29 protein-coding genes are annotated in these 26,491 nt (G+C 60.8%); 15 read left to right on the top strand and 14 right to left on the bottom strand.

Annotated elements, in window-relative coordinates; all coding sequences use genetic code 11:
- Window positions 1-35 precede the first annotated feature (35 nt).
- The 5 genes from ACZ5TH_RS04380 (at window position 36) to ACZ5TH_RS04360 (ending at window position 4,719) form a co-directional block, all read left to right on the top strand.
- Complete coding sequence (locus tag ACZ5TH_RS04380) at window positions 36-1,784, top strand: acetolactate synthase 3 large subunit (RefSeq protein ID WP_464794745.1); 1,749 nt, start codon at window positions 36-38, stop codon at window positions 1,782-1,784.
- Between the two features lie 10 nt (window positions 1,785-1,794).
- Window positions 1,795-2,145, top strand: coding sequence for a hypothetical protein (locus ACZ5TH_RS04375; protein WP_464794744.1), 351 nt, complete (start codon window positions 1,795-1,797; stop codon window positions 2,143-2,145).
- Complete coding sequence (ilvN, locus tag ACZ5TH_RS04370; protein WP_464794743.1) at window positions 2,145-2,660, top strand: acetolactate synthase small subunit; 516 nt, start codon at window positions 2,145-2,147, stop codon at window positions 2,658-2,660. Before ACZ5TH_RS04375 ends, ilvN begins: the two co-directional genes overlap by 1 nt.
- A 205-nt stretch (window positions 2,661-2,865) precedes the next feature.
- On the top strand, window positions 2,866-3,885 hold the full coding sequence (gene ilvC, locus ACZ5TH_RS04365; protein ID WP_037463071.1) for a ketol-acid reductoisomerase: 1,020 nt from the start codon (window positions 2,866-2,868) through the stop codon (window positions 3,883-3,885).
- A gap of 210 nt (window positions 3,886-4,095) precedes the next feature.
- Window positions 4,096-4,719 (top strand): YceI family protein, encoded by a 624-nt coding sequence (locus ACZ5TH_RS04360; RefSeq protein ID WP_464794742.1) that lies wholly within the window; start codon window positions 4,096-4,098, stop codon window positions 4,717-4,719.
- 102 nt (window positions 4,720-4,821) lie between these two features.
- Here the strand turns inward: ACZ5TH_RS04360 and ACZ5TH_RS04355 are convergent, their stop codons facing one another.
- Window positions 4,822-5,388: a DUF1993 domain-containing protein gene (locus tag ACZ5TH_RS04355; RefSeq protein WP_464794741.1), complete on the bottom strand. Its 567-nt coding sequence runs from the start codon at window positions 5,386-5,388 to the stop codon at window positions 4,822-4,824.
- Window positions 5,389-5,691: 303 nt separating this feature from the next.
- On the opposite strand from ACZ5TH_RS04355, the gene leuA reads away from it, so the two are divergent.
- Window positions 5,692-7,362 (top strand): 2-isopropylmalate synthase, encoded by a 1,671-nt coding sequence (gene leuA / locus ACZ5TH_RS04350; RefSeq protein WP_464794740.1) that lies wholly within the window; start codon window positions 5,692-5,694, stop codon window positions 7,360-7,362.
- A 52-nt stretch (window positions 7,363-7,414) separates the two neighbouring features.
- On the opposite strand, the gene ACZ5TH_RS04345 is transcribed toward leuA, so the two are convergent.
- Window positions 7,415-7,831, bottom strand: a complete 417-nt coding sequence (locus ACZ5TH_RS04345) for a VOC family protein (RefSeq protein WP_464794739.1) — start codon at window positions 7,829-7,831, stop codon at window positions 7,415-7,417.
- A gap of 50 nt (window positions 7,832-7,881) precedes the next feature.
- On the opposite strand from ACZ5TH_RS04345, the gene trmFO reads away from it, so the two are divergent.
- Window positions 7,882-9,246: a methylenetetrahydrofolate--tRNA-(uracil(54)-C(5))-methyltransferase (FADH(2)-oxidizing) TrmFO gene (gene trmFO / locus ACZ5TH_RS04340; protein ID WP_464794738.1), complete on the top strand. Its 1,365-nt coding sequence runs from the start codon at window positions 7,882-7,884 to the stop codon at window positions 9,244-9,246.
- Window positions 9,247-9,258: 12 nt separating this feature from the next.
- Here the strand turns inward: trmFO and ACZ5TH_RS04335 are convergent, their stop codons facing one another.
- Both ACZ5TH_RS04335 and ACZ5TH_RS04330 read right to left on the bottom strand, forming a co-directional pair.
- Window positions 9,259-9,723, bottom strand: coding sequence for an EF-hand domain-containing protein (locus ACZ5TH_RS04335; RefSeq protein WP_464794737.1), 465 nt, complete (start codon window positions 9,721-9,723; stop codon window positions 9,259-9,261).
- A gap of 11 nt (window positions 9,724-9,734) precedes the next feature.
- The gene (locus ACZ5TH_RS04330) at window positions 9,735-10,259 is read right to left on the bottom strand and encodes a hypothetical protein (RefSeq protein WP_464794736.1); all 525 of its coding nucleotides are present in this window, start codon (window positions 10,257-10,259) and stop codon (window positions 9,735-9,737) included.
- A gap of 243 nt (window positions 10,260-10,502) precedes the next feature.
- Here ACZ5TH_RS04330 and ACZ5TH_RS04325 point away from each other — a divergent pair, with 243 nt between their 5' ends.
- Window positions 10,503-10,649, top strand: coding sequence for a hypothetical protein (locus ACZ5TH_RS04325; protein ID WP_464772263.1), 147 nt, complete (start codon window positions 10,503-10,505; stop codon window positions 10,647-10,649).
- 99 nt (window positions 10,650-10,748) lie between these two features.
- Here ACZ5TH_RS04325 and ACZ5TH_RS04320 read toward each other — a convergent pair whose 3' ends face one another.
- The 4 genes from ACZ5TH_RS04320 to eno all read right to left on the bottom strand — a co-directional run bounded on the left by ACZ5TH_RS04320 (window position 10,749) and on the right by eno (window position 14,973).
- Window positions 10,749-12,128 (bottom strand): pyruvate dehydrogenase complex E1 component subunit beta, encoded by a 1,380-nt coding sequence (locus tag ACZ5TH_RS04320; protein WP_464794735.1) that lies wholly within the window; start codon window positions 12,126-12,128, stop codon window positions 10,749-10,751.
- Complete coding sequence (pdhA, locus tag ACZ5TH_RS04315) at window positions 12,128-13,201, bottom strand: pyruvate dehydrogenase (acetyl-transferring) E1 component subunit alpha (RefSeq protein ID WP_460987975.1); 1,074 nt, start codon at window positions 13,199-13,201, stop codon at window positions 12,128-12,130. Before pdhA ends, ACZ5TH_RS04320 begins: the two co-directional genes overlap by 1 nt.
- Before the next feature lie 110 nt (window positions 13,202-13,311).
- Window positions 13,312-13,623, bottom strand: coding sequence for an FtsB family cell division protein (locus ACZ5TH_RS04310; RefSeq protein ID WP_464779649.1), 312 nt, complete (start codon window positions 13,621-13,623; stop codon window positions 13,312-13,314).
- A 75-nt stretch (window positions 13,624-13,698) separates the two neighbouring features.
- Entirely contained in the window at window positions 13,699-14,973 is a 1,275-nt protein-coding gene (gene eno, locus ACZ5TH_RS04305; RefSeq protein ID WP_464794734.1) for a phosphopyruvate hydratase, read from the bottom strand.
- Between the two features lie 210 nt (window positions 14,974-15,183).
- Between eno and ACZ5TH_RS04300 the strand changes: the two genes are divergently transcribed.
- From ACZ5TH_RS04300 to ACZ5TH_RS04280, 5 genes are all read left to right on the top strand, one after another.
- A complete protein-coding gene (locus ACZ5TH_RS04300) occupies window positions 15,184-15,798 on the top strand; it encodes a hypothetical protein (protein ID WP_464794733.1) in 615 nt (204 codons plus the stop codon).
- Window positions 15,799-15,851: 53 nt separating this feature from the next.
- Window positions 15,852-16,229 (top strand): phage holin family protein, encoded by a 378-nt coding sequence (locus tag ACZ5TH_RS04295; RefSeq protein WP_464794732.1) that lies wholly within the window; start codon window positions 15,852-15,854, stop codon window positions 16,227-16,229.
- Window positions 16,226-16,549 (top strand): hypothetical protein, encoded by a 324-nt coding sequence (locus tag ACZ5TH_RS04290; RefSeq protein ID WP_449472162.1) that lies wholly within the window; start codon window positions 16,226-16,228, stop codon window positions 16,547-16,549. Before ACZ5TH_RS04295 ends, ACZ5TH_RS04290 begins: the two co-directional genes overlap by 4 nt.
- Window positions 16,542-17,129 (top strand): hypothetical protein, encoded by a 588-nt coding sequence (locus ACZ5TH_RS04285; RefSeq protein ID WP_464794731.1) that lies wholly within the window; start codon window positions 16,542-16,544, stop codon window positions 17,127-17,129. The genes ACZ5TH_RS04290 and ACZ5TH_RS04285 overlap by 8 nt, the downstream gene beginning before the upstream one ends.
- Before the next feature lie 102 nt (window positions 17,130-17,231).
- A complete protein-coding gene (locus tag ACZ5TH_RS04280; RefSeq protein WP_449472159.1) occupies window positions 17,232-17,453 on the top strand; it encodes a DUF4170 domain-containing protein in 222 nt (73 codons plus the stop codon).
- A gap of 4 nt (window positions 17,454-17,457) precedes the next feature.
- Here the strand turns inward: ACZ5TH_RS04280 and ACZ5TH_RS04275 are convergent, their stop codons facing one another.
- From ACZ5TH_RS04275 to carA, 6 genes are all read right to left on the bottom strand, one after another.
- Entirely contained in the window at window positions 17,458-18,099 is a 642-nt protein-coding gene (locus ACZ5TH_RS04275; protein ID WP_464794730.1) for a rhomboid family intramembrane serine protease, read from the bottom strand.
- A 25-nt stretch (window positions 18,100-18,124) separates the two neighbouring features.
- Window positions 18,125-18,601 carry a transcription elongation factor GreA gene (gene greA, locus ACZ5TH_RS04270; RefSeq protein ID WP_449472156.1) on the bottom strand — a complete coding sequence of 159 codons (477 nt, stop codon included), beginning with the start codon at window positions 18,599-18,601 and terminating at the stop codon, window positions 18,125-18,127.
- Between the two features lie 80 nt (window positions 18,602-18,681).
- On the bottom strand, window positions 18,682-22,017 hold the full coding sequence (gene carB, locus ACZ5TH_RS04265; RefSeq protein ID WP_464794729.1) for a carbamoyl-phosphate synthase large subunit: 3,336 nt from the start codon (window positions 22,015-22,017) through the stop codon (window positions 18,682-18,684).
- A gap of 7 nt (window positions 22,018-22,024) precedes the next feature.
- On the bottom strand, window positions 22,025-22,402 hold the full coding sequence (locus tag ACZ5TH_RS04260) for a hypothetical protein (protein WP_464794728.1): 378 nt from the start codon (window positions 22,400-22,402) through the stop codon (window positions 22,025-22,027).
- Entirely contained in the window at window positions 22,399-22,767 is a 369-nt protein-coding gene (locus ACZ5TH_RS04255; protein ID WP_464794727.1) for a ribonuclease E inhibitor RraB, read from the bottom strand. The genes ACZ5TH_RS04260 and ACZ5TH_RS04255 overlap by 4 nt, the downstream gene beginning before the upstream one ends.
- Complete coding sequence (carA, locus tag ACZ5TH_RS04250; RefSeq protein ID WP_464794726.1) at window positions 22,764-23,927, bottom strand: glutamine-hydrolyzing carbamoyl-phosphate synthase small subunit; 1,164 nt, start codon at window positions 23,925-23,927, stop codon at window positions 22,764-22,766. The genes ACZ5TH_RS04255 and carA overlap by 4 nt, the downstream gene beginning before the upstream one ends.
- A 155-nt stretch (window positions 23,928-24,082) precedes the next feature.
- Between carA and ACZ5TH_RS04245 the strand changes: the two genes are divergently transcribed.
- Both ACZ5TH_RS04245 and dnaG read left to right on the top strand, forming a co-directional pair.
- Window positions 24,083-24,535 carry a GatB/YqeY domain-containing protein gene (locus ACZ5TH_RS04245; protein WP_464794725.1) on the top strand — a complete coding sequence of 151 codons (453 nt, stop codon included), beginning with the start codon at window positions 24,083-24,085 and terminating at the stop codon, window positions 24,533-24,535.
- A 12-nt stretch (window positions 24,536-24,547) separates the two neighbouring features.
- Window positions 24,548-26,452, top strand: a complete 1,905-nt coding sequence (gene dnaG / locus ACZ5TH_RS04240) for a DNA primase (RefSeq protein ID WP_464794724.1) — start codon at window positions 24,548-24,550, stop codon at window positions 26,450-26,452.
- Window positions 26,453-26,491 lie beyond the last annotated feature (39 nt).

Below are 26,491 nucleotides of genomic sequence, written 5' to 3'. Positions count from 1 at the left end.
AGGGCGCAACCTGCATCCAGTGGAAGGATTTCATCGTGGCCGAAAAGAGCGGCGCGGACATTTTGGTTGAGTGCCTGATCGACCTGGGGGTCGAGGTCGTGTTCGGTTATCCGGGCGGGGCGGTGCTGCCCATTTATGACGCACTTTTCGATCATCCGAAGATCCGCCACGTGCTTGTCCGCCACGAACAGGGCGCGACCCATATGGCGGAAGGCTATGCTCGTTCGACCGGTAAACCCGGCGTCGTTCTCGTCACCTCCGGCCCCGGCGCGACCAATGCGGTCACCGGCATCACCGATGCGCTGATGGATTCCATCCCGATGGTCGTCATCACCGGGCAGGTCGGCACGCCGCTGATAGGCACTGACGCCTTCCAGGAAGCTGACACGGTCGGCATCACGCGCCATTGTTCAAAGCATAATTATCTGGTGAAGAAGCCCGCCAAGCTGGCGAGCGTCATCCACGAAGCCTTTCATATCGCCACCACGGGCCGCCCCGGCCCGGTTGTCGTCGATATTCCCAAAGACGTGCAGGTCGCCACTGCGCCCTATTCCCGTCCGCTTGGCTTTGAGCATGCCAGTTACAAGCCGCAAACCAAGGCGGATGCGTCTGCAATCGCTCAGGCCGTCGAAATGCTGGCCAAGGCAGAGCGGCCGGTCTTCTACACTGGCGGCGGGGTCATCAATTCGGGTCCCAAGGCATCGATCCTGCTGCGTGAACTGGCGGAGCTGACTGGTACGCCTGTTACCTCAACCTTGATGGGTCTGGGCGCCTTCCCCGCTTCCTCGCCGCAATGGCTGGGCATGCTGGGCATGCATGGCACGTATGAAGCCAATTGGGCGATGAACAAGGCGGACCTGATCGTCTGCATCGGTGCGCGATTTGACGATCGCGTCACCGGCCGCCTCGATGCCTTTGCGCCGAACAGCAAGAAAATCCACATCGACATCGACCGCAGCTCGATCAACAAGACGGTCGAGATCGATCTTCCGGTTATTGCTGACGTCGGCAACGCGCTGACGGACATGATCGCTGCGTGGAAAACCCATGGTCACAAGGCTGTGGACCTCAGCGAGTGGTGGGCCAGGATCGAAGGCTGGCGCGCGCGCAACAGCCTGGCCTATCCGGAGAGCCGCGAAGAGATCATGCCGCAGGAGGCGATCGCGGAGCTCTACCGGGCTTCCAAGTCGGCCGATGACGTCATCATCACCACCGAAGTCGGCCAGCACCAGATGTGGGCTGCGCAGCATTTCGGTTTTGAAGAGCCGAACAAGTGGCTGACTTCAGGCGGTCTTGGCACCATGGGCTATGGCTTCCCTGCCGCGATCGGCGCGCAGGTCGGCAATCCCGACAGCCTGGTCGTCTGCGTCGCGGGTGACGCATCTATCCAGATGAACATTCAGGAGATGGGAACCGCGAGCCAATACCGGCTGCCCGTCAAGGTGCTGATCCTCAATAACGAATATATGGGCATGGTCCGCCAGTGGCAGGAACTGACCTATGAAAGCCGTTATTCCAACAGCTATTCGGACAGCCTGCCGGACTTCGTGAAGCTGGCAGAGGCTTACGGCTGGACCGGCATCCGCATCGAAGAGCCGCAGGAGCTGGCGGCAGGCATTCGTCAGATGATCGACACACCCGGCCCTGTCATCGTGGACTGCCGCGTGGCGAAGCTTTCCAACTGCTTCCCGATGATCCCGTCGGGCGCGGCGCATACCGACATGCTGCTCGACCCCAGCCAGGTCGCTGGTATCATGTCGGACGAGGCAAAGGCTTTGGTGTGAGGGTTATGGCGTGACTGGGCATCTGAAGCTCCGCATCCATGTGAGCGAACCCTTTGACTTCGAACGGATAAGCGGCACGGCCGAGCTGAAAGGCTGGACCGTGGATCATAGCGATCCGGAGAATGAAGATTGGGAAGTTCACCTGGATGAGGGCTTCGATTTTCACGAACGCCGGATAGGCCGCCTGTTGATCAGCCCGCGCTATGTGGGTGAACATCTGAGCCGCATGTTCGATGCGATAGCCGGATTTCCGGTTCGCATCGCTCATCGCGACGATGGCAGCTGGCACTACGCCTTTACTGGCATGATTTCCGAGCGCCATGAGCGCGAAAAAGAACCGGACAACGGAACGAACATCTGATGCACATTCAGGAAGAATATAGCGAGCGGCACGTCCTGTCGCTGACGGTCACCAACGAGGCGGGTATCCTTGCTCGCATCGCGGGGCTTTTCACCGCGCGCGGATATAATATCGACAGCCTGACGGTGGCGGATATCACGCATGATCATGCGATCAGCCGCATCACAATCGTCACCAACGGCCCGCCCAAGGTGATCGACCAGATCATTGCCCAGCTCGATCGGTTGGTGCCCGTTCACAAGGTGACGGACCTGACCGCCAACGGCCCCTTCGTCGAGCGCGAGCTGGCGCTGGTCAAGGTTTCGGGCACTGGCGAGGACCGGATCGAGGCGCTGCGCCTTGCCGACGTATTCCGCGCCAAGGTGGTGGACACGACGATCGAAAGCTTCATCTTCGAGATCACCGGCACGACTGACAAGATCGACAATTTCATCGGCCTGATGCGTCAGATCGGCCTGGTCGAAGTCGGCCGCACCGGCGTCGTTGGCCTGATCCGCGGCAAGGAGCCGAACTGAACTGAATATCCTCTCTCCTTCAGGGGAGAGGAAGCGAGACTTGGTGGCTTTGCCGCCTAGTCGCAGCTGGAGAGGGGGCAGCGCCCTCACTGTGGCGAAAAGCCCCTCTCCAACTTCATCTAGGTCCGGCTTCCGCCGAACCGAGATTTCGTATCCTCTCCCCTGAAAGGGCGAGGAAAAGGCACGGTCTGAAGGAAGAACGGACATGAAGGTTTATTACGATCGCGACGCCGACATCGGCCTCATCAAGGGCAAGAAGGTTGCCATCCTCGGCTACGGCTCGCAGGGCCACGCCCACGCCCAGAACCTGCGCGACAGCGGCGTAGCCGAAGTCGCCATTGCGCTCCGCCCCGGCTCGGCGAGCGCCAAGAAGGCAGAAGGCGCAGGCTTTAAGGTCCTGCCGAACGCCGAGGCCGCCGCATGGGCCGACGTCCTCATGATCCTCGCCCCCGACGAGCATCAGGCCGCCATCTACGCCGACGACATTCACGCCAACCTGAAGCCCGGCGCCGCGCTCGCCTTCGCCCACGGCCTCAACGTCCATTTCGGCCTGATCGAACCGCGCAAGGACGTGGACGTGATCATGATCGCGCCCAAGGGCCCCGGCCACACCGTCCGCAGCGAATATCAGCGCGGCGGCGGCGTCCCCTGCCTGATCGCCATCGCGCAGGACGCGACCGGCAACGCCCATGACATCGCCCTGTCCTACGCTTCGGGCGTCGGCGGCGGCCGCAGCGGCATCATCGAAACCAACTTCCGCGAGGAATGCGAAACCGACCTGTTCGGCGAGCAGGCCGTCCTGTGCGGCGGCGCGACCGCGCTGGTTCAGGCTGGCTTCGAAACCCTGGTGGAAGCTGGTTACGCGCCGGAAATGGCCTATTTCGAATGCCTCCACGAACTGAAGCTGATCGTCGACCTGATGTATGAAGGCGGCATCGCCAACATGCGCTATTCGATCTCGAACACCGCCGAATATGGCGATATCAAGACCGGCCCGCGCATCATCACCGAAGAAACGAAGAAGGAAATGAAGCGCGTCCTGGCCGACATTCAGTCGGGCCGCTTCGTCAAGGACTTCGTCCTCGACAACCGCGCCGGCCAGCCTGAACTGAAGGCCAGCCGCATCGCCGCCCAGCGTCACCCGATCGAGGAAACCGGCGCCAAGCTGCGCGCGATGATGCCCTGGATCGCCGCCAACAAGCTGGTGGATCAGGAAAAGAACTGAAGCTCCAGCTTCGTCACCCCAGCGAAAGCTGGGGTCTCGGGCCTCGTTGCGCACCTTCTGCTGAGATCCCAGCTTGCGCTGGGATGACGGAACAGGCGCGAAGCCCAGAATTTCAATCCGGTAACTCTCCGTTTCCGGTTACGCCTCTGGAACAATCAAGGGACGCCGCTATGGTAGCGTGTCCCTTGACTGCTTCTGGAGAACGCATCCATGCGCAAGTTCCTGATTTCCGCCGCTGCCCTTCCCGCCCTGACCGGCGGCGCCGTCATCGCCCAGCAGATGCCCGCCGCGCCCGGCGCAAGGGACCCGGCCCGCGTAACCGGCGGCACCTATCAGGTTGATCCGGGTCACACCCAGGTCGCCTTCGCCTATGACCATATGGGCTTCTCCAACAATTTCGGCATCATCTCTGGCCCGGTCGGCACATTGACTCTGGACCCCAAAAATGTGGCCGCTGCAAAGGTCTCGATCGAAGTCCCCATCGCCAATGTCCGCACCGGCATCACCGCGCTGGACGAACATCTGATGAAGGCGGACTTTTTCGATAGCGCCAAATTTCCAAAGGCGACATTCGTCTCCACGAGCGTGAAGCCCGATGGCGCGACCAGCGCAGAGATCACCGGAAATCTTACGATCAAGGGTGTCACCAAGCCGGTGACGCTCGATGCTGACTTTTACGGCGCGGGCAAGGCTCCGGCCATGGCAGGCGGCAAGGAAAATATAGGGTTCGTCGCGACCACAACGGTCAAGCGAAGCGACTTCAATATGGGTTACGGCGTCCCGATGGTCGGCGATAATGTGGAACTGAAGATCGTCGCCGCTTTTCAGAAGTAAGCTGTCAGGTCCGGGTGATGAGCCGTCATCACCCGGGCCGTTCCCCGGAATAAATCCTATCCGACTTGGGACCGGCGTAGCCGCCCCGCGTGACTATGGGCTTTAGCCGGTCGGCATTGTTCCCGGCCGTATATATGGGAACATATGCGCGATATAATCCGCCTTGCCCAACTCTACCCCCTGGTTGCGCAAGATTGCGTAGGCGGTCATGACGTGGAAGTAGAATTGGGGCAACGTCCAGTCGCGAGCATATTGCTCGGCCGTGAGGTCGAAAATGATGCCCATCGGCAATGCATGCTCAATCGGGCTTTGCGGGTCGGTATCAAGCGCATCGGGAGCGAGATCGTCCAACAGGGCGAGCGTTTCTTCAATTCTGGCCTTTGCGCTAGCAATCGAGCCGGGATTTTCCTCCGCGTTCCGGCCCTCGTCCAGAAGAGCCTGGATCGATAAGGGAAACGCCTCTCCCTTTAGCCGAAACACGCCTTCCCAAGCCTGCACACAAGCGAACCGGATTTGGGTGGACAGCGGAAACATGTCGGGAGCAAGCCGCGCGGACAGAAGCGCGTTGGCCGCATCGCCCCCCATTTGCCTTTCAGCCTTGTCGAGCCAGCCAGAGAGAGTTTTCAGCATCTGGCTGTAGGTCGGTATAAGGAGGTTGGTCAGGGACATGAGGGCCTCGCGATGGGATGGATCATTGTGATGGCGAGGTAAATGAACCTTCTTCCAAACGCCTTCCACAACAAAAGCTGGACGCGGAGCCACGAAAACGGTTAAGGCAGATACATCATGCAGCGCGCGCTTCTTCCCCTGCTACGACTTACACGCCCTTAGGCGTGGCATTTCTGCTGCTCTTCGCTTGAATGACGCAGCAATCCGCCTAAGGGCATACCCAAGCAGATAGTCGTTCCACCGGGCAGGCCGCGCCTTTGTTTCAAATAGGGGCCGCCCGTTTGCAGAAGAAGTAGCTTTCCCATGATGCTGACCGACCCTTCGCAGAAATACCGCCCCTTCCCCCAAGTGGATCTGCCAAACCGCCAGTGGCCGAGCGCCGTCATCACCTCGCCGCCGCGCTGGCTCTCGACCGACATGCGCGACGGCAATCAGTCGCTGATCGACCCGATGAACGCGGAAAAGAAGCGCCGCTTCTTCGACCTGCTGGTCCGGGTCGGCGTCAAGGAGATCGAGGTCGGCTTTCCCTCGGCGGGCGCGACCGAGTTCGACTTCATCTCCGGCCTGGTCCGTGACGGCGCGATCCCCGATGACGTGTTCCCGCAGGTGCTGACGCAGGCCCGCGATGACCTGATCGCCACGACCTTCGAATCCCTGCGCGGTGCGAAGCAGGCGATCGTCCACGTCTATAACGCCGTGTCCCCCGCCTGGCGTAACATCGTGTTCCAGATGGACCGGCCGCAGATCAAGGATATCGCGATCAACGCGGCCAAGCTGCTGCGCGACAATGCAGCGAAGCAGCCGAACACCGACTGGCATTTCGAATATTCGCCCGAAACCTTCTCAACCGCCGAGCTGGATTTCAGCCTGGAATGCTGTGAAGCGGTGATGGAGATTCTCCAGCCCACGGCGGATCGTCCGCTGATCCTGAACCTGCCCGCCACGGTCGAGGCGGCGACGCCCAACATCTATGCCGACCAGATCGAATGGATGTGCCGCAACATTTCACGCCGCGACAGCGTCGTCATTTCGCTGCACACCCATAATGACCGCGGCACCGGCGTCGCTGCGGCCGAGCTGGGCCTGATGGCGGGCGCGGACCGCGTCGAAGGCTGTCTGTTCGGCAATGGCGAGCGGACCGGCAACTGCGACCTCGTGACCGTCGCGCTCAACATGTACACGCAGGGCGTCAATCCGGGGCTGGATTTCTCCGACATCGACGAAGTCATTCAGACCGTCGAATATTGCAATCAGCTGCCGGTTCATCCGCGTCATCCCTATGCGGGCGAGCTGGTCTTCACCGCCTTCTCCGGCTCGCATCAGGATGCGATCAAGAAGGGCTTCGCCGTTCAGGAAACCCGCAACGACCAGATTTGGGACGTGCCCTATCTGCCGATCGACCCCAAGGATCTGGGCCGCGACTATGAAGCCGTGATCCGCGTCAACTCGCAGTCTGGCAAGGGCGGCGTCGCCTGGGTGTTGCAGCAGGATAAGGGGCTGAAGCTGCCCAAGCGGATGCAGGCCGACTTCTCCAAGGTTGTGCAGGCGCTGGCCGACCAGTCGAGCCGCGAACTGAACGCCGCCGACATCTGGACCGCCTTCGAGGATCATTACCGCCTCTCCGGCGACCAGCCTTACACGCTGATCGACTATAATGAGACCGGCCATGCGGGCGACCGCATCTTCACCGGCAAGATCGCGCACAAGGGCGGCGAACGCTCCATTTCCGGACGCGGCAACGGCCTCATCTCCTCGGTTCTAGCGGCGCTGCGCGATGACCTCGGCGTCGATCTGGAGGTCGCCGACTATAGCGAACATGCGATAGGCGCGGGTACGGACGTCGCCGCCGCCGCCTATGTCGAATGCCGCACGCCGGACGGCCGCACGGTCTTCGGCATCGGCACCGACACGGACATCGCGACTGCCTCGGTTCAGGCTGTATTGTCGGCCGCGAACAGTGTTGCAGCGGGCTGATCGATAGAATGCAGGCAGCGGCTCGCCGCCGCGAGCGCTGCCTGCGACAGGTTTAAGATTTATGCTCGGCGGCGCTCAAATCGACCTCCGCGTGACAAACGGCTTCCACGTTGATGCCGTCAGGGTCCAGGATGAAGGCAGCGTAATAGCTTGGCCCGTAATGCGGCCTGAGCCCCGGCGCGCCATGGTCCCGCCCACCGGCACGCAGGCCCGCTGCGTGAAAGGCATGAACCTGCGCCCGGTTTTCGACGCGAAAGGCGACATGGGTGCCCTCACCTACCCTTTCATTGTCGCCGATCCAGAAGAAGGCGTCATCGTCCCGGCCATAGCCGTGCGTCTCACCGCCGCGCTCATTATCCGCCGGGGGGATGGTCACCAAACGCCGCAGCCCAATCGCGCCAAGCAGTTCGTCGTAAAAGTCGCGCGACCGTCCCGCGTCACTCACGGCGATGCCGATATGGTCGATCATTTTGCGCTCTCCTTTTGCCGCCAATTGACCTAAACGCCAGCCACCAACGCATGGACGGACAAATGGACGAAGCGACAGATCATCGGGTGCATATTATCGGTGGCGGGCTGTCCGGGTCGGAAGCGGCCTGGCAGTTGGCGCAGGCTGGTGTGAAGGTGCGCCTGTCGGAAATGCGGGGGGCTGGCGACATGACCCCGGCGCACCAGACGGACGGCCTTGCCGAACTGGTCTGCTCCAACAGTTTCCGGTCGGACGATGCGGACAAAAACGCCGTTGGCCTGCTCCATCAGGAAATGCGACGGCTGGATTCGCTCATCATGGCGCAGGCCGAACCCGCAAAGGTCCCCGCCGGATCGGCCCTGGCCGTCGACCGAAACCTGTTTTCCGATGGCGTCACCCGCGCCCTGTCCGATCATCCCAATGTTGAGATCGTGCGGGAGCGCATCGATCAGTTGCCGCGCGAAGGGATGACCATCGTCGCCACCGGGCCGCTGACCGCACCAGCGCTCGCGGAGAGTATAGGCTCCGCTGCGGGCATGGATCATCTTGCGTTCTTCGACGCGATTGCGCCAGTGGTACATTTCGACAGCATCGACATGGACAAATGCTGGATGGCCAACCGCTGGGACAAGATCGGCCCCGGTGGTGGCGAGGGCAAGGATTATATCAACTGCCCGATGACCAAGGACGAATATCAGGCATTTGTACAGGGACTGATCGACGGCGAGAAGACCGAATTCAAAGAGTGGGAAACGAACACGCCTTATTTCGAAGGCTGCATGCCGATCGAGGTGATGGCGTCCCGAGGCCCCGAAACGTTGCGGCACGGCCCGATGAAGCCAATGGGGCTAGACGATCCGCGCACCGGCCGCTGGCCCTATGCCGTCGTCCAACTGAGGCAGGACAATGCGTCGGGTACGCTGTGGAACATGGTTGGGTTCCAGACAAAGCTCAAACATGGCGCGCAGGTTGATCTGTTCCGCACCATTCCCGGACTAGAGAAGGCCGAGTTTGCGCGGCTGGGCGGGCTACACCGCAACACCTTCATCCAGAGCCCCAAACTTCTGGACGCAACCCTGCGCTTGAAGAGCGCGCCGCACATCCGCTTCGCTGGTCAGATGACCGGGTGCGAAGGATATGTGGAAAGTGCGGCCATAGGCCTGCTGGCCGGCCGTTTCGCCGCTGCCGAACTGCTTGGCCAGCACATGCCCCCGCCGCCTGGGGATACGGCCCTTGGGGCATTGCTGGGTCACGTCACGGGCAATATCGCGACGGCGGACTATCAGCCGATGAACGTGAATTTCGGGCTTTTCCCGACCCTGGACGATGTGAAGAAGAAACAGCGCAAGGAGGCTTATACTGCTCGCGCCCGCGCTTCCTTGGCGCAGTGGTTTAGTCAGTTTGAAATGAACTGAGCGCCCTCTTGTTCAGCAACGGCATTTCGGTTTCGCCGTTCGCTTGGGCGCGGTCGTTGCAAATTCAGCAGGGGTCAGCTTCCCGTCCGCATTAGCGTCAGCGCTGGCAAACCGATCCGATGTGGCGACTGCCCATTCCTCGAAGGAAAGGAGGTTGTCCTTGTCCTTGTCGAGCGCCTTGAACGCTTTGACCCGGCTGCCCAGCATCTCGATCCGGGTGATAAAGCCGTCACGATTCCGATCATAGCGGCCGAAGCGCTTTTGCTCGCGGCTTTGCGGACTAGCCTCTCCGGGTGAGGGAGGTGCCTTGCCAACGGCGTCGGGATTTCCCTCTGGCAATGCGTCTATCGCAGGCGGCGGCGGTGAAGCGATTATGGCCTCCGGCGCAGCGCTGCTGGCCGCGCGCCCTTGCCACCAGAAAAGCCCCCCCGCCACAAGAAGCAGCGCAGCCCCGGCGCCAGCCATGATACGTCCCACGAAATTCCCCCTCAACGCGCACTGAGCGCGACGCGCAATAGCCGAAGATATAGGCCGGGAGTCAACCGGTTAGGAGCGGCCTTACCCCGCCTGATGTCCCCTTGCGCCAAGCCATAGGCAATCCGCATTGGCCGCCATGATGCAGGCCAGATCGGATCGCATGAAAAAAGCTTGTGCCGGGCAAGATCGATCGCCTTGGCGGCGAGATTAGGGCTGCTGACATGGCCTGAAAAATCCCACAGTGCCCATGCGGCCCCTGCCTGGATCAGCCAATCCGGGACTTCTGCTTCACCCGTGAGCGATTGGAACAACCCTCCCCCTCTTCCGATCGCATAAGCATCCAGATCATCGTCGGCGATGAGCGCTTCCCAGCCATCAAGCCATGCTATCAGGCCCGCCGGTGGAGCTTCGCCAGCCGCGCGCAACGCATCGACCAGCGGATCACCCCTGCCCTTCATGCCCACTGGATCGGTCAACGCTTCCTGCCACCATGCAAGCCGCAACTGACCGATCATCGCTTCTGTCGTGGTAGCCACGACACGACCAAGACGTGCGTCCAAAGCCCATAGCAAGCGGTGGCGCGGGTTGTCGCGCCCCGCATAGGAGCTAAGTAATGCAGCTAATACCGAGGGCCGATCTTCTGCCTGGTCATTCATGAAGCATATACCGGCCGCTAGAGTTTATCGGCATTTTAATCAGTTCTCGAATATGGATACTTCATCATTTCAAGCAGCACGTCACCCGGTCGGGTGGGCCGATGACCATGGGTGGGAGGTAATATGAGGGACAGGATCAAGCGCACGCTGTTCATTTTAATGCGGCTCTATCACAACCAGGCAGGGAACGCGCTGCCGATTGTGGCTGCTGCAACGATACCGTTTGCGGCGATCACTGGCGTGCTGTTGATCTCAGCCGGGGGTATCTAGGCAATCATGTGCGACTGACTATCGGCCTAATCAATATTCGTAAGGGATCGATTTTCTGGTGAAGGGAGAGGAGCGGCCCGATGCCGCTCCTCTCGCCCTTCATCGATAACATACCTTCTTAACCGCAGCGATCACCCGAGCCGCGTCGATAAGCGCGGCCTTTTCGAGGTTCGCGGCGTAGGGCAGCGGCACGTCTTCGTTCGTCACGCGTAGTACCGGGGCGTCCAAGTCGTCGAAGCCCTGTTCCATCACGACCGCCGCAATTTCGGAGGCGATGGAACAGACAGGCCAGCCTTCCTCGACCACCACGATGCGGTTGGTCTTTTTCAGGCTTTCCAGCACCGTTGCCGTATCGAGCGGGCGGAGGGTACGCAGGTCGATGACTTCGGCATCGACACCGTCTGCCGCCAGTTGTTCGGCAGCTTCCAGCGCGATGCCCACGCCGATCGAGTAGCTGACCAACGTCACGTCCTTGCCGGCGCGCATGATGCGGGCCTTGCCGATCGGCAAAACATAATCATCGACCTTGGGCACATCGAAGCTGCGGCCGTAAACGAGCTCGTTTTCAAGGAAGACGACCGGATCTTCTGATCGGATCGCTGCTTTCAACAAGCCCTTGGCGTCGGCAGCGTCATAGGGAGCGATGACGATCAGGCCAGGGACAGCCGCATACCAGGGACCATAATTCTGGCTGTGCTGGGCGCCCACACGGCTCGCGGCACCATTGGGGCCACGGAACACGATCGGACAGCGCATCTGCCCACCGGACATGTAATTGGTTTTGGCCGCCGAGTTGATGATGTGGTCGATCGCCTGCATGGCGAAGTTGAACGTCATGAACTCGACCACGGGGCGCAGACCGCCCATTGCTGCGCCAGCACCAATGCCTGCAAAGCCATATTCGGTGATCGGGGTATCGATAACCCGTCGGTCGCCAAATTCGCCAAGAAGGCCCTGCGTGACCTTGTAGGCACCCTGATATTCGGCGACTTCTTCACCCATCACGAAGACGCGCTCATCGCGGCGCATTTCCTCCGCCATGGCGTCGCGGAGAGCTTCGCGAACCGTGGTTTTCACATATTCGGTGCCTTCCGGAAGAGCGGGGTCGGCAACGCTGGCCTTCGCTTCCGAGGCAAGCTTGGCTGTACCGCTTTCCGCCTGCTTCGGGGCCTCGGGAGCAGCTTCGGCCTTTGCCGGTGACGCGCTCGCCTCAGCCTTGGGAGCAGCAACTTCACCGCCCTCGCCCGCCATCGTGGCGATGACAGTGCCCACCTTCACCCCTTCGGTGCCTTCAGGAATGACGATCGCGCCGATCTTTCCTTCATCGACCGCTTCAAATTCCATGGTCGCCTTGTCCGTTTCGATTTCGGCAAGAATGTCGCCAGAACGGACTTCGTCGCCTTCCTTCACAAGCCATTTGGCCAGCGTGCCTTCCTCCATCGTGGGAGAGAGCGCCGGCATCTTGATTTCGATACCCATTAATATTGCTCCACCAGCACGTCGGTATAGAGTTCGGACATATCCGGTTCGGGCGACGTTTCGGCGAAGTCCGCCGCGTCGCTCACGACCTTGCGAATGTCCTGATCGATCTTCTTGAGTTCGTCTTCACTCACCCCGGCGTCGGTCAGATATTTCTTTGCGCCCTCGATCGGGTCAGATTTGTCCCGCATCGCCTGCACTTCCTCGCGCGAGCGATATTTGGCAGGATCGGACATGGAGTGGCCGCGATAGCGATAGGTCTTCATTTCCAGCAGGATCGGGCCATTGCCCCCCTGCACCCATTTGAGCGCTTCTTCCGTGGCACCGCGCACAGCGAGCACATCCATGCCGTTGACCTGGATACCCGGAATGCGGAAGCTTTCGCCACGGCGATAGAGTTGATCTTCCGCCGAGGAGCGATTGACGCTCGTGCCCATGGCGTACTGGTTGTTCTCGATCACGAAGATGATCGGCAGCTTCCACAGCTCGGCCATGTTGAAGCTTTCGTAGACCTGCCCCTGGTTGGCAGCACCGTCGCCGAAATAGGCCACGCAGACGCCGCCATCACCATTATATTTGTGCGCAAATCCGAGGCCCGCCCCCAGCGACACCTGAGCGCCAACGATGCCATGGCCGCCGAAGAACTTATGTTCGACGCTGAACATGTGCATCGAACCGCCCTTGCCGCGCGAAATGCCAGCTTCACGGCCCGTCAGTTCAGCCATGATGACATTGGGATCAATCCCATAGGCGAGCATGTGGCCATGGTCGCGATAGCCGGTGATAACGCTGTCTTTGCCAGGCTTGAGCGCGGATTGGATGCCGACGGCTACAGCTTCCTGGCCGATATAGAGGTGACAAAAGCCGCCGATCAGGCCGAGGCCGTAAAGCTGGCCCGCCTTTTCTTCGAAGCGGCGGATGAGGACCATCTGCCGATAGAATTCCAGCAACTCTTCCTTCGTGGCCTTGTAATCCGAAGGAGTTTCGGGGCGAGGCCGGTTGTGATCCGCGCTGGCAGGGCTTTGTGCCTTTGCCTTTGCACGCGAAGGACGCGGCGTCGTTGGTTTCGCCAAGGCTCTTATCCTTTTGCCTGGTGATGGATGGAAGGAAGCCCGATATAGCGGCAGACCGGGCCGGATTGCAACGCCACAGCCCGCCTAATAACGCCATGCGACGTTGTGGCTCAGTTGAGCGGGACGATTACTTCGTCGTGGTGGATCACGCCAAGTTGGCGACGGATCAATTCGTCACTCAGGTCTGGGTCGACGCGGCGCGGGTTGAGCAGGTCAACACGGTTATGAAGCTCGTTCCGTTGCGCCTCAACCGACTTAAGCTCGCCCTGCGCGCGGTGTAGCTGGCGGGTATAATCCCCCCACGCAAGAACGCCGTTTGAACCGAGCACGACATATCCGGCAAAGAACAGCAACAGCAGAACCGCAATAGCAGGCCCGAACGCCGAAAATAACAACATGCGGAGCTTAGCGATGTGCGCCATGGAACAGTTGAATCACAGGCCGGAGCCGGCCGCAAGCAAAAACTGGTTAACTTGCGGCCGGTTGTTGAAATGAATTTAGCGGAAGATGGAACGTCCGGCGTAGACCGCGACGTCACCCAGTTCCTCTTCGATGCGGATCAACTGATTATATTTGGCAAGCCGATCCGACCGCGCCAGCGATCCTGTCTTGATCTGACCGCAATTGGTGGCAACCGCGAGGTCGGCGATGGTCGCGTCCTCGGTTTCACCGGAGCGGTGCGACATGACAGCGGTGTAGCCCGCGCGGTGAGCCATATCGACTGCCGCCAACGTTTCAGTGAGCGAACCGATCTGGTTCACCTTCACCAGCAGCGAATTGGCAAGTCCCTTGCCGATACCCATCTCCAGACGCTTGGGATTGGTAACGAACAAATCGTCTCCAACCAGCTGCACCTTGCCGCCGATCTTGTCGGTCAGCGCCTTCCAGCCTTCGAAATCATCCTCGCTCATGCCGTCCTCGATCGACTTGATCGGATAGTCAGCACAGAGCGCAGCCAGATAATCGGCCATTTCGATCGGGTTCAGCGACAAACCCTCGCCGGAGATTTCATATTTGCCGTTCTTGAAGAACTCGGTTGCGGCGCAGTCCAGCGCCAGCACCACGTCATCGCCGGGCTTATATCCAGCTTTTTCAACAGAAAGCATGATGAAGTCGAGCGCGTCACGCGTGGAGGCGATGTTGGGTGCAAAGCCGCCTTCGTCACCCACCGAAGTCGCGAGACCCTTGTCATGAAGCCCCTTCTTCAGCGTGTGGAAGATTTCCGCACCAATGCGAACTGCATCGGCGATGCTTTCCGCGCCGACGGGCATGATCATGAATTCCTGGAAGTCGATCGGGTTGTCGGCATGCTCGCCGCCGTTGATGATGTTCATCATCGGCACCGGGAGGACATGAGCCGAAACGCCGCCAACATAACGGTAGAGCGGCAGGCCCCGAGCATCAGCGGCGGCCTTCGCTGTGGCCAAGCTGACGCCCAGAATGGCGTTCGCGCCCAGACGACCCTTATTTTCAGTACCGTCGAGCGCGATCATCACCGCGTCAACCTCTGCCTGATCTTCCGCATCGAGGCCGATCAGTTGTTCGGCAATCTCATCATTGACGGCCGCCACTGCCCCCAGCACGCCCTTGCCAAGATATTTGCTCTTGTCGCCGTCCCGCTTTTCGACCGCTTCATAAGCGCCCGTCGAAGCGCCAGAGGGAACCGCCGCGCGGCCAAAGCTGCCATCTTCCAACATGACATCGACTTCGACGGTCGGATTCCCCCGGCTATCGAGAATCTGACGAGCGTGGATATCGAGAATGGCGGTCATGGTCGCTCCCTGAATGCTGAAATGCGCCTTGAAATCGCGCCCCGCTTAGACAGCGCCTTCAGGATTAGCAATGCAGGGCTTGCATGGACTCGAAAAATGCCGATGCTCAAATTAGTAACGGCAACGGAACTGTGGCCCGCCGCGAGCATTGAGGACGGATATCCATTCGCCCGCATCGCGACCCCACAAAATCTGAGGAGACATAGGACGATGGCCGACACCCCGGAAACCCCGCCCGTCAAGCGCGCTAAGAAGGCTACTCCGGCAAAGCCCGCCAAGGGAAAGCCCGTTGCGACCCGCGAAGCGACACCCACCGCGCCCGCTCCCGTCAAGACGGCGGCGACGCGGCCTGCACCGACCACCAAGCCCGGTAACGGCGCTGCTTCGCATGGTTGGGCAGCACAGATCGCACCATTGAAGGCGCAGGCAGAGAAGGCTGCCCGGACGGCAGCTGACAAGTTCAACACCGTTGACTGGAAGACGCATATCGATCCGTTGAAGGATCAAGCAACGAAGACCGCCATGTCCGCAGCGGTCGTCGCTAAAGACAAGACTGGCACCGCGATGCAGAGCCTTGCCAAGCTGATCACGGACACGGCCGGAACTGTCGATGCGAAGCTGGGTCCGCAATATGGCGACTATGCACGGCAGGCAGCCGAAGCCGTGGCGGGAGCTGCCGACACATTGGACAGCAAGGACGTCGATCAACTGATGACCGAAGCGCGCGATTTCGTGCGCAAAAGCCCTGCTGTGGCAATCGGCGCGGCAGCGGTGGTCGGCTTCGTCCTGATGCGGTTGGCCAAGGGTTCAGACGACAAAGCTTGAACCCGACGCACCTTCAATCACGCAAAAGCCCCGAAGCGGGGGCGGAGGGGTTTTTGACTGACGAACCTAGTCTGATAGCAGAGCCCCCCGAAGCCGGGCATGAGCAGGAGGACGGCGTCCGCGCGACGTTCGCCAAGCTGTACACGGATGGTCGAGCCTATGCCGATGCGGAGATAGAGCGGCAGAAGCTGCGCGTCGGCATAGCTGGTGCTGGTGTTCGAGATGCTGCGATTTTCGCAATTGTTGGCGTCATGCTCAGCTTCGCGGGCCTGATCGCATTTCTGGTGGGGCTCGTAATGGCGCTTAGCCCCCATCTGGGAGCAGGCTGGTCGGCGCTGGCGGTGTTCGGCGTGGCGTTGCTCATCGCTGCCATATTGCTGGTACTCGCAAAGGCCAGGATCTCGCGTATGCGGAAGGCCATCAAGGCATGAATGGAACCGAAAAATATCGGCAAGCCGCGATTGATGCGGAGCAGCGGAAGGCGCACTTCCTCTCCAGTCTGTCCGCGGCGAAGGCTCGCATAGCGCCGGGACGGCTGAAGCAGGACCTCAAGGAGAAGGCGGCAAGAGGGATCACCAATGGTCGCACCTATGTATCGACCAAGGTTCAAGAGCAGCCGATTGCCGTTGGAGCGACAGGGGCGGCTTTGCTGATCTATCTTTTCCGCAATCCGATTTCGGCACTTTTCAAACGGACATACGTTCGGATTACTAACCGTAACCCGGAAAGAGCGGAGACTGACCATGGCTGATATTCATGCCCAGATCACTCGCGTGCGCGACGCAGCGAACGACATTGCCGGAACTGCCACAGGCAAATTCCGGGATTCTACAGAGAAGGCTCGGGAAAATGCCGCTGAGCTGATCCAGACCGGCCGCGAACGCGCCGGTGGCGCCTATAGCGATGTGCGCGATCGCACTCAGCGGGTTGCAACTCGAGCCAATGAGATCGTTCAGGAGCATCCTGTTGCCGCCGTCGCTGGCGCAGTGGCTGCTGGAGCCGTCGTGGCCTGGCTGTTCCCCAAGAGCCGCAGGGCGATGAAGGCTCTTCCCGCTATTGCCATGACTGCGGGGAGCCGTGTCGTGGAAGCGGCCATGGCAGCGAGCGCGGCCGCCGCCCAAGGCGCGGAGAATATCAAGGCCGGTGCAACTGACGCCCTCCACAATGCTCAAGATAGCGCCGCCAAGACCGCTGCTTCCGCTCGCGATGCCGCTGCCTCCGCCGATATCGCCGGAACTGCCTCGCGCCTGGCTGATGACCTTGTGTCGCTTGTCACCAGCAAAATTGATGCTGTCAGCGAGGCGCTCAAGGCTCGATTGCCGAAACGCTGACCGCCGGAACGTTCGAAAGCTGTAGCTTTCGTGACGAAGCCTTGGACAGGAGTGGAGCCGTTGCTAAGGTGACCACTCCTTCCAAGGGAGACAGATTACATTATGAGCAAACTCCACCTCGTTATGGGCGGACGCGTCAAGGATCCTCAGACGCTGGAATTTGAAGATTTGAACTCAATTGATGTGGTCGGCGTCTTTCCTGACTATGCATCTGCTGAGAATGCATGGCGAGGTGCGGCACAGCGAACCGTTGATGACGCCGAAATGCGTTATGTGATCGTGCACCTGCATCGCCTGCTGGAACCGGATTTGCCGCCAGCCTGAACCATCACACGATTGGCCGTGGTCCTTTGCGAAATCGCCAGAGCAGCAAGGGACGGGTCAGCACCAAGCCTACAAGGAAGCCTCCGATGTGAGCGGCTATGGCGATTTGACCAAGATCGCCAAAGCCGCCACGCGACGATGCGATGCCGATCATAAGTTGAAGGATGATCCAGCCAGCGGCCAGCCAGATCACGCGCAGAAAGTTGGCGGAAAATGGGCCGATCCGCCGTACCGCACGCTGGCCATAGAGTAGAGCATAGGTCGCGAGAACGGCCGATATGGCGCCGCTCGCGCCAACCATGGGGCTAGGCGAAGCGGGTCCTGCCGCCCATTGCAATAAAGCCGCGCCATAGGCACCGGCGATATAGAGGATCAGGACCGCACGCATTTGCAGCACCTGCTCGACCTGCCGCCCGCAAAAGACCAGCATCAAAAGGTTGAAACCAATGTGCAGCCAACCCGCATGGATCAGCGTGCAACTGAGGGGCGTCAGCCACACAGGTACAGCAACCACGCCTGCAAAAAGCTGAGGATCGTCAATCCTGGCCGGAATAAAGCCGCCGAGGATGGCGGCGGTGTCCACCTGGCCAGTCAGAGACAATATTAGGAAGGCGGCGAAAGTGATCACCGCGATCCCATTTGTCATACGGCCCGATGGCAATTTCACCGGCTTAGATGAATTCGATCTTGTCGATCAGGTAGAATTTGTCGCCTGCCGGAACCGACACCTCAATTTCCTCCCCGACCTGACGGCTGATGAGGGCACGTCCCAGCGGGCTGTTGTAGCTGATCATGCCAAGCTTCGCGTCGGCTTCCGCCTGCCCCACGATCTGGTAGCGAACCGGCTTTTCATCCTCATCCAGCAACGTAACGGTCGCACCGAACACGACCTTGTCACCCGACAGTGATTTGGGATCGATGATCTGGGCGCGCGACAGCTTGTCCTCGAGATCGGCGATGGTGGCTTCAACCTGCCCCTGCCGTTCCTTAGCCGCGTGATATTCCGCATTTTCGGACAAGTCACCGTGGGCACGAGCTTCCTCGATGGCGTCCACGATCAAAGGCCGTTCGGCCTTCAATTCGCGGAGCTGCGTATTGAGCTTGTCATAGCCCATTTGCAGCATCGGCATCTTTTCGACGGTCGCCATTATTGCAAATCCTTCGTCAAAACTTCCCTTTGGCGGCTCCAACTCGGAGCCACCCGCAGCGTGCTTCCTTGTGCAGGGGATCAGGCTTGCGACACGGGATAATAGGACTGGAGCGATCGCACTTCAAGGGCATGGCCTCGAAGAGCCTCGATCGCATCGGCCGCCGCGACTGATGCTGCCGCCGTGGTGAAGCTGGCCACCTTGGCACGCAGCGCGCTGGTGCGGATCGCCTTGCTGTCCTTCAGCGACTGCCAGCCTTCGGTCGTGTTGAATATCAGGTCGATGTCGCCATCGGTGATCTTGTCCACGATGTGCGGACGGCCTTCGGCGACCTTGTTCACCGGCTGGACCGCGATGCCCTGTTCTTCCAGATAGCGCGCAGTTCCGCCAGTGGCGACGATGGTGAAGCCCAGCCCTGCCAGCTTCTGCACCGCAGGCAGGACCACCGGCTTATCGCTGTCCTTGACGGACACGAAGGCCGTGCCGCTTTTTGGCAGAACGGTGCCGGCCCCAAGCTGAGCCTTGGCGAAGGCGGTGGCGAAATTGCTGTCGATGCCCATGACTTCGCCGGTGCTTTTCATTTCGGGCGAGAGGACCGGATCGACGCCGGGGAAACGGGCGAAGGGGAAGACGGCTTCCTTAACTGCAATATGAGTTATAGAATTGCGGTCGATTTTTGGGAGGTCGCGAAGCATCTCTCCGGCCATTACCCGGCTGGCGATTTTGGCGATGGGGGTGCCGATTGCCTTGGCGACGAAGGGGACGGTGCGGCTGGCGCGGGGGTTTACCTCGATTAGGTAAACAATGTTGTCCTTTACCGCGAACTGGATGTTCATGAGGCCGCGAACCGACAAAGCACGCGCGAGAACGTCCGTTTGGCGCTCAATTTCGGCGATTACGTCAGCGGAAAGGCTGTAGGGCGGCAAGGAACAGGCGGAATCGCCGGAGTGGACGCCCGCTTCTTCGATATGCTGGAGCACGCCTGCCACAACGACATCTTCGCCGTCGCAGAGTGCGTCTACGTCCACCTCGGTAGCGTCGCGCAGATATTGGTCGATCAACACCGGGGAGTCGCCGGACACCTGAACGGCGGTGGCGATATATTCCTCAAGCTGCGCTTGGCCGTCCACGATCTCCATGGCGCGGCCGCCAAGGACGTAGGACGGGCGCATGAGGACCGGGTAGCCGATGCGGTTGGCCACGGCGATGGCTTCCTCACGGCTGCGGGCGATGCCGTTGGCGGGCTGCTTAAGCTTCAGCTTGTCGATGAGGGCGGCGAAACGCTCGCGGTCTTCGGCTAGGTCGATCGCGTCGGGCGATGTGCCGAGGATGGGTACGCCCGCATCTTCCAGCGCCTGCGCCAGCTTGAGCGGGGTCTGGCCGCCGAACTGGACGATGACGCCCGCAAGGGTCCCATTCGACATTTCGACGCTCAGGATTTCGAGCACGTCCTCAGCGGTCAGCGGCTCGAAATAGAGGCGGTCGGACGTGTCATAATCGGTCGAAACCGTTTCCGGGTTGCAGTTGATCATGATCGTCTCATAGCCCGCGTCCGACAGCGCGAAGCAGGCGTGGACGCAGCAATAGTCGAACTCAATCCCCTGCCCGATCCGGTTGGGTCCGCCGCCAAGGATGACAACCTTTTTGCGGTCGCTGGGCTGCGCCTCATTCTCCGCCTCCCCGAACAGCGGGGCTTCGTAGGTGGAGTACATGTAGGGCGTCTTGGCCTCGAACTCGGCGGCGCAGGTGTCAATGCGCTTGAAGACCGGACGCACGCCGAGCTTGTGGCGCAGGCTGCGGACTTCGGCTTCGGTGACGCCGCCGGTCATCGCCTTGACCGCTTCGTGGATCAGGCCCGAACCGCGTGCGATGCCGCGTTCCATGCCGCGCAGATTGGCCGACTTGAGCGCCATATGGGCAAGGCGCTGGTCGGAAAAGCCCATGGACTTCAGGCGGCGCATGCCGTCCGCATCCTGCGGCAGGCCGTTCGCCAGCACTTCGGCTTCCGCGTCGATGATTTCCTTGATCCGCTCCAGGAACCAGGGATCGAACTTGGCGATGTTGTGGATTTCGGCGACCGTCAGGCCTTCGCGCAGTGCCTGGGCAGCGACCAGCAGGCGGTCAGGCGTCGGTGAGGCAAGCGCGGCGACGATGTCATCCTTGGGCGCGCCCACCAGATGCGCGACCTCGTCGAAGCCGCAGAGGCCCGTTTCGAGCCCGCGCAGCGCCTTCTGCATCGATTCATGGATATTGCGGCCGATCGCCATCACTTCGCCCACCGACTTCATCGCGGTGCCGAGCAGCGGCTCGCTGCCCTTGAACTTTTCAAAGGCGAAGCGGGGGATCTTGGTCACGACATAGTCGATGGTCGGTTCGAACGAGGCCGGGGTCGCGCCGGTAATGTCATTCTCGATCTCGTCGAGAGTGTAGCCGACGGCGAGCTTCGCCGCGACCTTGGCGATCGGGAAGCCGGTCGCCTTCGAAGCGAGCGCCGAGGAGCGCGACACGCGCGGGTTCATTTCTATGACGATCAGGCGGCCGTCCTTCGGATTGACCGCGAACTGCACGTTGGAACCGCCTGTTTCCACGCCAATTTCACGCAGCACCGCGATACTCGCGTTGCGCATGATCTGATATTCCTTGTCGGTCAGCGTCAGCGCGGGCGCGACGGTGATGGAGTCGCCGGTATGGACGCCCATCGGATCGACATTTTCGATCGAGCAGATAATGATGGCGTTGTCGTTGCGATCCCGCACGACCTCCATCTCATATTCTTTCCAGCCGAGAAGCGATTCCTCGATCAGGACTTCGGTGGTGGGTGACGCATCCAGCCCCCCGCGCACGATGTTCATGAACTCGTCGCGATTATAGGCGATGCCGCCGCCGGTGCCGCCCATGGTGAAGCTGGGGCGGATGATCGCGGGCAGGCCCGTGAACTCCAGCGCCTCCATCGCCTCTTCCATGGTGTGGGCGATGCGCGAGCGGGCGGATTCCAGCCCGATCTTGTCCATGGCGTCGCGAAACTTGATCCGGTCTTCTGCCTTGTCGATAGCTTCTGCGTCGGCACCGATCATCTGGACGCCGTATTTCTCCAGCGTGCCGTCGTTGAATAGGGCGAGCGCCGTGTTGAGCGCGGTCTGGCCGCCCATGGTCGGGAGGACAGCGTCGGGGCGTTCCTTCTCGATGATCTTCGCCACGATTTCTGGCGTGATCGGCTCGACATAGGTCGCGTCGGCAAATTCCGGGTCGGTCATGATGGTGGCCGGGTTGGAATTCACCAGAATGATGCGATAGCCCTCTTCCTTGAGCGCCTTCACCGCCTGCGTGCCCGAATAGTCGAACTCGCAAGCCTGGCCGATAATGATCGGGCCAGCGCCGATGATGAGGATGGAGGAGATGTCGGTGCGTTTGGGCATTGTTATCTCAACTAAATATGAGGGCAGCAACGCCCAGGATAATTGTAGCGAGCAAAGTCCACATGGGCCAATTTGCTCTCGCCAGCTTCTTCTTTAGATCAGGTTTAACTGTCTCTCGACGCAGGCGGGCCGCCTCTAAGAGGCCTTCTCCATGAAGTTCGAACCCCACTTCATCTCCGTCCCAATCGACGTAAGCCCAACGCTTTTGCTCAAGTTCCATGCGCAATGCGTCTATCCAAGACTCGCTTTCTAAAAGACCGAGTTCCCGAGCTAATTGCCGAGCGCCGATGACCTCTCCACCATCATGCGGCATAGCGTCGGCTAACCCGACTATCATGCGCGAACGCCAATCAATGAAGTCAATTTCGCTGACGACCGGGGTCAATGCACGCTCCCCGTCCGGGCCTCGCAACCCCAACCGTCATATTCGACGCCGCAGAGGACTTCGATCTGGAGGCATTTCTTCGTTAGTGCGCGGATCGATTGTTCGTCGACCGGCTGTTCGCATTCGAGGAAGAGGAACAGGTCGCCATCCTCATCCTCTTCGCGGTCCAGTTCGACGAAACCGAACTGGCTGGCGATGGTGAGAACGCGCTCGAAATCCTTTTCGCTGCCCTTGAAGCTGACATCGACCGGGCGCGCCAGACGCGCCACGTCGCCATTGGCGGCGAGATTGGCGAGGACTTGCCTATCCGCCTCCCACTCCTGCGCAAGGCGGGCTTCGTCAACCGGGGGCAGGTTGAGGCTCACTTAAGCCCCTCAACGAAGCGCTGAAACAGGTAGAAGCTGTCCTGCGGGCCGGGCGAGGCTTCGGGGTGGTACTGGACCGAGAAGGCCTTCTTATCGGTCAGTTCGATGCCACAATTGCTGCCGTCGAAGAGCGAGACATGGGTCGGCTTCACATTGGCGGGCAGCGTGGCGCTGTCCACCGCGAAGCCGTGGTTCATCGAGGTGATCTCTACCAGACCGTCAGACAGGCGCTTGACCGGGTGGTTGGCGCCGCGGTGGCCCTGGTGCATCTTGATCGTCTTGGCACCGGCGGCGAGCGCCAGCATCTGATGGCCGAGGCAGATGCCGAAGACGGGCTTGTCGGCTTCCAGAACCTTGCGGATCACGGGGACGGCATATTCGCCGGTCGCGGCCGGATCGCCGGGGCCGTTGGAGAGGAACACGCCGTCGGGCTGCTGCTCCATCACCTGCTCGAAAGTCGCGGTGGCGGGGAGAACGGTGACGCGGGCGCCTGCCTTTACAAGGTTGCGGAAGATGTTGTTCTTTGCGCCATAGTCGATGGCGACGACATGGGGGCGGTCGTCGGCCGCTTCATCCTTGCCGTAGCCGAAGCCGAGCTTCCACACGCCGTCTTTCCAGAGGCGGCTTTCCTTGCCCGTCACTTCGATGGCGAGGTCCATGCCTTCGAGGCCGGGCCAGTTCGCAGCTTTTTCCGCGAGGGCGGCGAGGTCGAAATTGCCTTCCGGATCGTGGGCGATGACGACGTTGGGCGCGCCCTTCAGGCGGATCATGCGGGTGAGCGCGCGGGTATCGACGCCGGAGAGGCCAATGCGGCCATTTTCCTTCATCCACTGGTCGAAGGGTTCGACGTTGCGGAAGTTGCTGGGCTCCGTCACGTCCTGCCGCACGACGCAGCCAAGGGCGAAGGGGTTGTCCGCTTCGACGTCATCCAGGTTCGTGCCGACATTGCCGATGTGGGGGAAGGTGAAGGTGACGATCTGCCCGGCATAGCTGGGGTCGGTCATCACTTCCTGATAGCCGGTCATGGCGGTGTTGAAACAGAGTTCGCCTACCGCTTCACCGACGGCGCCAAAGCCGCGCCCGAAAACCGCGGATCCATCAGCGAAAACCAATACCCCTGTCGCTCCTTTGGGCACGGTGAGGGTCTTGGCATCAGCCATGGTCGTAACGTCCTTCATGCTTTTTGCGGGAACCCGTCTGCAGCGGGTTAAACGGCCGGTCACCTATGCCTGTGAGCCCCCGCGGTCAACCACTGTAAAAAATCTCTTTTGGCGTTATATCTGGTCTTTTCCGTCAGAACAGGATTCGTATCGCCATGATTCGCGAGCAGGTTAAGAGCGCCCAGGTCGAAGCCATGAAGGCGGGGGACAAGGAACGCCTGGCCGCCGTGCGTTTGATCATGGCAAAGCTGAAGGATCGCGATATCGAACTGCGTACGGCTTCGAACGTGCCGGACGACGATACGGTCGTTGTCGAGGTGCTGCAGAAGATGGTGAAGCAGCGGCGCGAATCGATCGAGATGTTTCGCAATGGCGGACGCGATGAACTGGCGGCGAAGGAAGAGGCCGAGCTGCGTGTGATCGAGAGCTTCCTGCCGCAGCAGATGAGCGAGGATGAGACGCGCGCTGCGATCGAGGGGATCAAGGCGGAAGTCGGGGCCGCGAGCGTCAAGGATATGGGCAAGGTCATGGCCGTCCTGAAGGAACGGCATGGGTCGGTGATTGATATGAGCAAGGCCAGTGGGCTGGTGAAGGCGGCGCTTAGCTGACATTTAGGGGCAATGAGCCTCTCGCCCGCCTTTCTTGACGAACTGCGCATGCGGACTTCGCTGTCCACGCTGATCGGGCGGACGGTGAAGGTGCAGAAGGCTGGGCGCGAGTATAAGGCGTGTTGCCCTTTTCATAATGAGAAGACGCCCAGCTTCACCATCAATGACGAAAAGGGCTTCTACCACTGCTTTGGCTGTGGGGCGCATGGGGACGCGATCCGGTGGATGACGGACCAGCGTGGGCTACCCTTCATGGAGGCGGTGAAGGAGTTGGCGGCGACGGCTGGCATGGATGTACCTGCGCCCGATCCACGAGCGGCGAAGCGGGGGGAGCAGGCTAAGGGTCTGCATGACGTCATGGCGGCGGCTCAGGCTTTGTTCGAGGCGCAGCTTGGCGGGATCGAGGGTGCGGAGGCGCGGGATTATCTTGTCCGGCGTGGGATCAGTGAGGCTACGCGGCGGGCTTTTGGTTTTGGCTATTCGGCGGATTCGAAGGGGAAGCTAAAGGGCGCGCTGGCGGAATTTGGCGATCCGATGCTGATCGAGGCGGGGTTGCTGATTGATCCGGACGGCGCCGAGCCGGACGGCGGAAAAAGTAAGAAACGCGAGAGCTATGATCGCTTCCGGGGGCGGCTGATGCTGCCGATCCGGGATATTCGCGGGCGGGTGATCGCTTTTGGCGGGCGGATTCTTGGCACTGGCGAGCCTAAATATCTGAACTCGCCCGACACGCCGCTCTTCGACAAGGGGCGGACGCTTTACAATATCGATCGCGCCTCCCCTGCCAGCCGCCAGAGCGGGCGGGTGATCGTGGTCGAAGGTTATATGGACGTGATCGCGCTGGCGCAGGCGGGCTTTGGCGAGGCGGTGGCGCCGCTGGGTACGGCGCTGACGGAGCATCAGATCGAGCGGCTGTGGAAGATGGTGGATGTGCCGGTGCTGTGCTTCGATGGCGACGCGGCGGGGCAGAAGGCGGCGATACGGGCGGCTGTGCGGGCGCTGCCGCTGCTGCGGCCGGGGATGAGTTTGGCCTTTGCGACGCTGCCTGCGGGGCAGGATCCGGACGATCTGATCCGGGCGGAGGGGCCGGGAGCGATGGAGCGGGTGCTGGATGCAGCCGAACCGCTGGTGGAGCGGTTGTGGGCTTATGAGCAGAAGGCGGCGCCATTGGATACGCCCGAGCAGCGGGCGGCGCTGAAGCAGCGGCTGCGCACGATCACGGACGCGATCGCGCATCCCGATGTGCGGGCGCATTATGTGCAGATTTTCCGTGAGCGTTATGATGCGCTGTTCTTTGCGCGGCAGACGCAGGCGAGCGCACCCCGGCATCAGCGTGGGACGGGCGCCCGGCAAGGGTGGCAGCGCGACCGGCGCGGGAACTGGAAGCCTCCCCTGCCCCCGGTCGGTCACGAGGCGCGGGCGATTGGCGTCAGCGGCATGGAGCAGCGGCTGCTGCGCGCGGTTCTGGCGAGTTTGTTGCGGCATCCCGAGCAGATAATGATGCACCGGGAGATGCTTTCGGCGCTGCATATCGGCGATTCGGCGCTGGCCGAATTGATGCGGGCGATGATTGCCGCATCGTTCCGACAAGAAACAGTTGAAACAGAGGGCCTCCTTACCATATTGGGCCAAGGTGAAGTGTATAATATGGCGAAGGGGATGCTCCGGGCCGACACGTTCACATTCACCCCCAGCAGGATGAAGACCGATCCCGGTCGCGTTCAGCGCGATCTGGAAGAGGCTATCCGGGTGATGGCGCAGGGACCGGAGTTGGAGACGGCGCTGGCGGAGGCGACGAGGCGGGCAAGGGAAGACCTTAACGAGGAAACCTTTGCCGAGCAGCAGCGGATCCAGCGGTTGAAAATGGATCATGACCAGCGCCTGGCGGAACTGGCGCAGTCCGAAGATATTGTTTGATAGATCGTCCCCCGGCGGGATGATGGAGCTAAGGCGAAT

The sequence above is a fragment of the Sphingobium sp. TomTYG73 genome (genome assembly GCF_055394245.1).
The sequence above is the reverse complement of the archived record's forward strand: the minus strand, read 5'-3'. Positions and strand labels throughout refer to the sequence as shown.